This is a genomic window from Streptomyces sp. NPDC054840, from assembly GCF_053611065.1.
On sequence record NZ_JBSGZP010000404.1, the window covers coordinates 1 to 6,820 of the forward strand.

General features: G+C 71.3%; 8 protein-coding genes. All 8 read left to right on the plus strand.

Features of this window, described 5'->3' with window-relative positions; all coding sequences use genetic code 11:
- Positions 1 to 271: 271 nt before the first annotated feature.
- The 8 genes from ACWGIU_RS25115 (at position 272) to ACWGIU_RS25150 (ending at position 6,768) form a co-directional block, all read left to right on the plus strand.
- Positions 272 to 631 (plus strand): histidine triad nucleotide-binding protein, encoded by a 360-nt coding sequence (locus ACWGIU_RS25115; protein WP_453709315.1) that lies wholly within the window; start codon positions 272 to 274, stop codon positions 629 to 631.
- Positions 632 to 634: 3 nt separating this feature from the next.
- Positions 635 to 1,540 (plus strand): ribonuclease Z, encoded by a 906-nt coding sequence (locus ACWGIU_RS25120; RefSeq protein ID WP_453709317.1) that lies wholly within the window; start codon positions 635 to 637, stop codon positions 1,538 to 1,540.
- A 197-nt stretch (positions 1,541 to 1,737) separates the two neighbouring features.
- On the plus strand, positions 1,738 to 2,838 hold the full coding sequence (locus ACWGIU_RS25125) for a PfkB family carbohydrate kinase (RefSeq protein WP_453709329.1): 1,101 nt from the start codon (positions 1,738 to 1,740) through the stop codon (positions 2,836 to 2,838).
- 279 nt (positions 2,839 to 3,117) lie between these two features.
- A complete protein-coding gene (locus ACWGIU_RS25130; protein WP_453709319.1) occupies positions 3,118 to 4,173 on the plus strand; it encodes a PhoH family protein in 1,056 nt (351 codons plus the stop codon).
- Positions 4,174 to 4,186: 13 nt separating this feature from the next.
- Positions 4,187 to 4,684 carry an rRNA maturation RNase YbeY gene (gene ybeY / locus ACWGIU_RS25135; RefSeq protein ID WP_453709321.1) on the plus strand — a complete coding sequence of 166 codons (498 nt, stop codon included), beginning with the start codon at positions 4,187 to 4,189 and terminating at the stop codon, positions 4,682 to 4,684.
- On the plus strand, positions 4,681 to 5,985 hold the full coding sequence (locus ACWGIU_RS25140) for a hemolysin family protein (protein WP_453709323.1): 1,305 nt from the start codon (positions 4,681 to 4,683) through the stop codon (positions 5,983 to 5,985). The genes ybeY and ACWGIU_RS25140 overlap by 4 nt, the downstream gene beginning before the upstream one ends.
- Positions 5,982 to 6,344 (plus strand): MmcQ/YjbR family DNA-binding protein, encoded by a 363-nt coding sequence (locus ACWGIU_RS25145; RefSeq protein ID WP_453709325.1) that lies wholly within the window; start codon positions 5,982 to 5,984, stop codon positions 6,342 to 6,344. The genes ACWGIU_RS25140 and ACWGIU_RS25145 overlap by 4 nt, the downstream gene beginning before the upstream one ends.
- A gap of 67 nt (positions 6,345 to 6,411) precedes the next feature.
- Positions 6,412 to 6,768 (plus strand): cytidine deaminase, encoded by a 357-nt coding sequence (locus ACWGIU_RS25150; protein ID WP_453709327.1) that lies wholly within the window; start codon positions 6,412 to 6,414, stop codon positions 6,766 to 6,768.
- The last annotated feature ends 52 nt before the right edge of the window (positions 6,769 to 6,820 follow it).

Consider the following 6,820-nt stretch of genomic DNA (forward strand, 5'->3'; position numbering starts at 1 on the left):
GGCCGCTGGTCGTGACGGGCTGCCGGTCGGCTCCCGGCCGCGCCGGGCCGGGCCCGGCCCGGCCCGATCTCGACCCGATCGGGGCGATCGGCCCGGTCCAGGCGGCCGGTCCGGCTCCCGGCCCGGCCGATCTCGGCCCGATCTCGGCCGATCTCGGCTTGATCGGGGCGATCGGCCCAGGCTTAGGCCCGACGGGCCGAAATGCCCGCCCGTCGCAGGCTCCCGGCTGGATACGATGCCCGGACCGATCACCGTCACAGGAGGCGAAGCAATGGCCGGGGAACCGCAGGCCGACTGCCTGTTCTGCAAGATCGTCGCGGGGCAGATCCCCGCGACCGTGGTAAGGGAGTCCGAGACCACGGTCGCCTTCCGGGACATCAACCCGCAGGCGCCCACGCACGTGCTCGTCATCCCCAAGGTCCACTACGCCGACGCGGCCTCCCTTGCCGCGGCCGAGCCGGGCGTGGCCGCCGACATACTGCGCGAGGCCGGCCGGATCGCCCTCGACGAGAAGATCGTCGAACCCGGCTACCGGGTCGTGTTCAACACCGGCACCGGAGCCGGTCAGACCGTCTTCCACGCCCACGCGCACGTCCTCGGCGGCCGCGGCCTCCAGTGGCCCCCCGGATAGCACGTGTCCGTAAGAGAGTTCGTGGTGCTGGGCACCGCCAGCCAGGTGCCCACCCGCCACCGCAACCACAACGGCTACCTGCTGCGCTGGGACGGCGAGGGCATCCTCTTCGACCCGGGCGAGGGCACCCAGCGCCAGATGCTGCGCGCCGGGGTGGCCGCGCACGACATCAACCGGATCTGCATCACCCACTTCCACGGTGACCACAGCCTCGGCCTCGCCGGGGTGATCCAGCGGATCAACCTCGACCAGGTCCCGCACCCCGTCACCGCGCACTACCCGGCCTCGGGGCAGAAGTTCTTCGACCGGCTGCGCTACGCCACGGCCTACCGGGAGACCGTCCCGCTCCGCGAGGAACCGGTCTCCGCGGACGGCACGCTCGCACAGGGGTCCTCGTACACCCTGGAGGCCCGGCTGCTCTCGCACCCCGTGGAGTCCTTCGGCTACCGGATCACCGAACCCGACGGACGTCGCATGGTGCCCGAGCTGCTCGCGCGCCATGGGATCAAGGGGCCGGACGTGGGCCGGATCCAGCGTGAGGGGCGGCTCGGCGAGGTCACCCTGGGCGAGGTCAGCGAGCCCCGGCCCGGACAGCGGTTCGCGTTCGTCATGGACACCCGGCTCTGCCCCGGCGTGGGCGCGCTCGCCGAGGGCTGCGACATGCTGGTGATCGAGTCGACCTTCCTCGACGAGGACGAACGGCTGGCCACCGACCACGGGCACCTGACCGCCGGCCAGGCGGCGCGGGTCGCGCGGGACGCCGGCGTACGCCACCTCGTGCTGACGCACTTCTCGCAGCGCTACACCGACCCGGCCGAGTTCGAGCGCCAGGCCCGCGCGGCCGGCTTCGAGGGCGACCTCACGGTGGCCGCGGACCTGACGCGGGTGCCCCTGCCCAAGCGGGGCTGACGACGGGCCCCGTTACGGCCTCTGCCCGCGGGCAGGGCCGCACAGGGGCCGTGTCCGCCGCGTGGTCCGAGTGACGACCCGCCTTCCAAGAGTGATCTGCGCCACACTGGGTTTTGGTCCTGGCCGGGGCGGGCAGGGCGGCAGCTTTCCACGGGAATGCGTCATGCAGAAACGGGCCTTCGAGAAACAACGGGGAGATCGCCGTGACCGGTCGGGACTACGAAATCCGCGCAGCAGCAGTGGACCCGCTCGGTCCGCTGCGTGACCCCCTGGAACCCGGCTGTGACGTCTTCCTGACCGGAACGGTCTTCCTCGACATCATCTTCACGGGCCTCGACTCGGCCCCGGTGCGCGGTACGGAGTCCTGGGCGCGCGGCATGGGCTCCAGCCCCGGCGGCGTCGCCAACATGGCCACGGCCCTGGCCCGGCTCGGCCTGCGCACCTCGCTGGCCGCCGCCTTCGGGGACGACCACTACGGCGAGTACTGCTGGGACGCCCTCGAGCAGGGCGAGGGCATCGACCTGTCCATGTCGCACACCATCCCCGGCTGGCACAGCCCGGTCACCGTATCGATGGCGTACGAGGGCGAGCGCACGATGGTCTCGCACGGCCACGAGGCCCTTCCGCCGGCGGGCCCCGGGCCCTTCCCGCAGTGCCCGCCGCGGGCCCGCGCGGCGGTGGCCGCGCTGGGACCCGGCCGCGGCGAGGAGTGGATCGGCGAGGCCGCCCGGTGCGGCTCGCGGATCTTCGCGGACGTGGGATGGGACGAGAGCGGCCGCTGGGACCTGGGCGCCCTGGCCGACCTGGAGCACTGCGAGGCCTTCCTGCCGAACGCGGGCGAGGCGATGCGCTACACCCGGACCGACTCTCCGAGAGCCGCGGCCCGGGCACTGGCCGACAGAGTGCCGATCGCGGTGGTGACGATGGGCGCCGAGGGCTCGTACGCGGTGGACGGACGCACCGGGGAGACCGCGCACGTCCCCGGGATCACGGTCGACGAGCTGGACCCGACCGGCGCGGGCGACGTCTACGTGGCGGGCTTCGTGACCGGCACCCTGGCGGGCTGGCCGCTGGCGGACCGCCTCGCCTTCGCCGGGCTGACAGCGGCCCTGTCGGTGCAGGAGTTCGGCGGCTCCCTGTCGGCACCGGGCTGGCCGGAGGTGGCCCACTGGTGGCAGGCGGCCCCGCAGGAGCTGCGCGGCCGGTACGGCTTCCTGGACGACCTGGTCCCGCCGAGCGGGGCCCCGGCGGCCCGGCGCAGAGCCGTACCGACGATCGGCTTCCGGCGCCCCGCCTAAGGGCTGTCCCGTGATCCCCGGCGGGCGCGACGAAGCTACGGCACCTCGCCGCGTGTCGGAGGGCCCGCATACGACCGGTATGCAGACACGCCTCCGCCTTGCGATGCACCGCATCCGACGCCGTGCGCCGATCCACCGGGGATGACGGGACACCCCTTGGTGATCGGGCGGTAAAACCTCTCGGGGAAGCGGGGGCGGAGACGTACGCTTGGTAGTCCGGAGGTCGTCGATCGGCGCGGCCCCTCAGCGGGAGGTATGCGCAGGCCACAGTGCCGGCCCATGACTCAGACACCGACAGCCCACATCCCTGCGCCGGGGCAGGCGCGAGCCCACTTCACCGTTCCGGCCACGCACCCGATGGTGACCGTGCTCGGCTCGGGTGACGCCCTGTTGCGCGTGATCGAGAAGGCCTTCCCGAAGGCCGACATCCATGTTCGGGGCAATCAGGTCAGCGCGATCGGTGACGCGGCGGAAGTCGCCCTGATCCAGCGGCTTTTCGACGAGATGATGCTGGTGCTCCGCACCGGGCAGCCGATGACGGAGGACGCAGTGGAACGCTCGATCGCCATGCTCAAGGCGAGCGGCAACGGCGACGGGCCTGCCGAGACGCCCGCTGAGGTGCTCACCCAGAACATCCTCTCCAGCCGCGGCCGCACCATCCGACCCAAGACCCTCAACCAGAAGCGGTACGTCGACGCGATCGACAAGAACACGATCGTCTTCGGCATCGGCCCCGCCGGTACCGGCAAGACCTACCTCGCCATGGCCAAGGCCGTCCAGGCCCTCCAGTCCAAGCAGGTCAGCCGGATCATCCTGACCCGGCCCGCCGTCGAGGCGGGGGAGCGGCTCGGCTTCCTGCCGGGCACCCTCTTCGACAAGATCGACCCGTACCTGCGCCCGCTCTACGACGCGCTGCACGACATGATCGACCCCGACTCGATCCCGCGGCTGATGGCGGCGGGCACGATCGAGGTGGCGCCGCTGGCCTACATGAGGGGTCGCACCCTGAATGACGCGTTCGTCGTCCTCGACGAGGCGCAGAACACGACCGCCGAGCAGATGAAGATGTTCCTGACCCGGCTCGGGTTCGACTCGAAGATCGTCGTCACCGGTGACGTCACGCAGATCGACCTGCCGGGTGGCGCCAAGAGCGGTCTGCGCCAGGTCCAGGAGATCCTGGAAGGGCTCCCGGACATCCACTTCTCGCGGCTCACGTCCGAGGATGTCGTCCGGCACAAGCTGGTCGGCCGTATCGTCGACGCGTACGAGCAGTACGACGAGAGTCAGCAGGGCCAGGACGGTAGTAACGGCCGGAACGGCCAACACGGGAAGTAGAACTCAGCGCACCATGTCGATCGACGTCAACAACGAGTCCGGAACCGAGGTCGACGAGCAGGCGATCCTCGACATCGCCCGCTACGCGCTCACCCGGATGCGGATCCACCCGCTCTCCGAGCTCTCCGTCATCGTCATCGACGAGGACGCCATGGAGCAGCTCCACATCCAGTGGATGGACCTGCCCGGTCCGACCGACGTCATGTCCTTCCCGATGGACGAGCTCCGTCCGCCGGCCAAGGACGAGGAGGAGCCCCCGCAGGGGCTCCTCGGCGACATCGTGCTCTGCCCCGAGGTCGCCAAGCGGCAGGGCGAGGAAGCCCCGACGCAGCACTCCATGGACGAGGAGCTCCAGCTCCTGACCGTCCACGGAGTGCTGCACCTGCTCGGCTACGACCACGAGGAGCCGGAGGAGAAGGCCGAGATGTTCGGCCTTCAGGCGGCCATCGTCGACGGCTGGCGCGGCGAGCGCGGCATGACCGGTCCGTCCCCGGCTCCGACCGTCTCGTGAACGCCCCCCAGCTGATCACCGGCGCGGTGCTGCTGGTGGTGGTGGCCTGGTTCGCGGCCTGCGCCGAGTCCGGCATCGCCCGTATCTCCAGCTTCCGGGCCGAACAGGCCGTACGGGAGGGCCGGCGCGGGAGCGAGAAGCTCGCCCAGGTCGCCGGCGACCCCACCCGCTACCTCAATGTGGCCCTGCTCGTCCGGGTCACCTGCGAGATGGCGGCCGGGGTGCTCGTCACCTACGTCTGCCTCGACGAGTTCGGCGAGAACTGGACCGCGCTGCTCGTGGCCATCGCCGTCATGGTGCTCGTCTCCTTCGTCGCCGTGGGCGTCTCCCCGCGCACGATCGGCCGCCAGCACCCGCTGAACACGGCGACGGCGGCCGCGTACGTCCTCGTCCCGCTGGCCCGGATCATGGGGCCGATCCCGCAGCTGCTGATCCTCATCGGCAACGCGCTCACGCCCGGCAAGGGCTTCCGCAAGGGACCCTTCGCCTCCGAGGCCGAGCTGCGCGCGATGGTGGACCTCGCGGAGAAGGAATCGCTGATCGAGGACGACGAGCGCCGCATGGTGCACCAGGTCTTCGAGCTCGGCGACACGCTGGTGCGCGAGGTGATGGTGCCGCGCACCGACCTCGTCTGCATCGAGCGGTACAAGACGGTCCGTCAGGCGACCACGCTCGCACTGCGGTCCGGCTTCTCCCGCATCCCGGTGACGGGGGAGAACGAGGACGACATAGTCGGGATCGTCTACCTGAAGGACCTGGTGCGCAAGACGCACATCAGCCGGGACGCCGAGGCCGACCTGGTCTCGACCGCGATGCGGTCGGCCGTCTTCGTACCGGACACCAAGAACGCGGGCGATCTGCTGCGCGAGATGCAGCAGGTGCGCAACCACGTGGCCGTCGTCATCGACGAGTACGGCGGCACCGCCGGCATCGTGACCATCGAGGACATCCTCGAAGAGATCGTCGGTGAGATCACCGACGAGTACGACCGGGAACTCCCGCCGGTCGAGGACCTGGGCGAGGACCGCTACCGGGTCACCGCGCGGCTCGACATCACCGACCTCGGCGAGCTGTTCAAGGTCGAGGCCTTCGACGACGAGGACGTGGAGACGGTCGGCGGACTGCTGGCGAAGGCGCTGGGGCGGGTACCGATCGCGGGCGCCTCGTCGGTGGTGGAACTGCCGGACGGCCGTCCGCTGCGGCTGACCGCCGAATCCCCGGCGGGCCGCCGGAACAAGATCGTGACGGTACTGGTGGAGCCGGTCGCCGCGGCGGAGGCCGCGGGGGAGGAGGGGGAATGACCCCGGAGCAACTGCGCGTGTTCTGCCTGGGCTTCAACGCGGCGGTGGAGGAGTTCCCCTTCACGCCCGAGACCTCGGTGTTCAAGGTGCTGGGCAAGGTGTTCGCGCTGTCGGCGCTGGACGCGGATCCGCTCAAGGTCAACCTGAAGTGCGACCCGGAGCTGGCGGTGCGGCTGCGCGAGGAGCACGAGGCGATCGTGCCGGGCTACCACATGAACAAGCGGCACTGGAACACGGTGACGGTGGGCGGGCCGGGCGCTCTGCCGGACCGGCTGGTGCGGGAGCTGGTGGAGGACTCGTACGACCTGGTGGTCGCGGGCCTGCCGAGGGCGGAGCGGCTGCGGCTGGACCGGCCGTAGTGGTGCCCCCGCCCCGGCGGTGGGGTGGTCGCGCGGCGGAGCCGGACGGCTCCCTATGCTTTCGCCCATGACCGACAGCACCGGGATCGACCCCGAGGACAGCAAGATCATCACGCTGGCGCGCAGCGCCCGGGCCCGCAACGCGGTGCCCGAGGGGGCGGCGGTGCGGGACGAGACGGGCCGCACGTACGTCGCCGGGACGGTGGAGCTCGACTCCCTGAAGCTGAGCGCGCTGCAGACCGCGGTCGCGATGGCCGTGGCGAGCGGGGCGCGCTCCCTGGAGGCGGCGGCCGTCGTCAGCGCGGCCGAGGCACCGGCCGAGGCCGACCGCGCGGCGGTCCGCGACCTCGGCGGCCCGGACACCCCGGTCCTGCTGGCGGCCCCGGACGGCACCCTGAAGTCCACCACGCCCGCAGGCCGCTAGTGCTGTGGCCGGGAAGGTTTGCCGGGTTGCGGCGTCCGGTGTGGTGCATCGC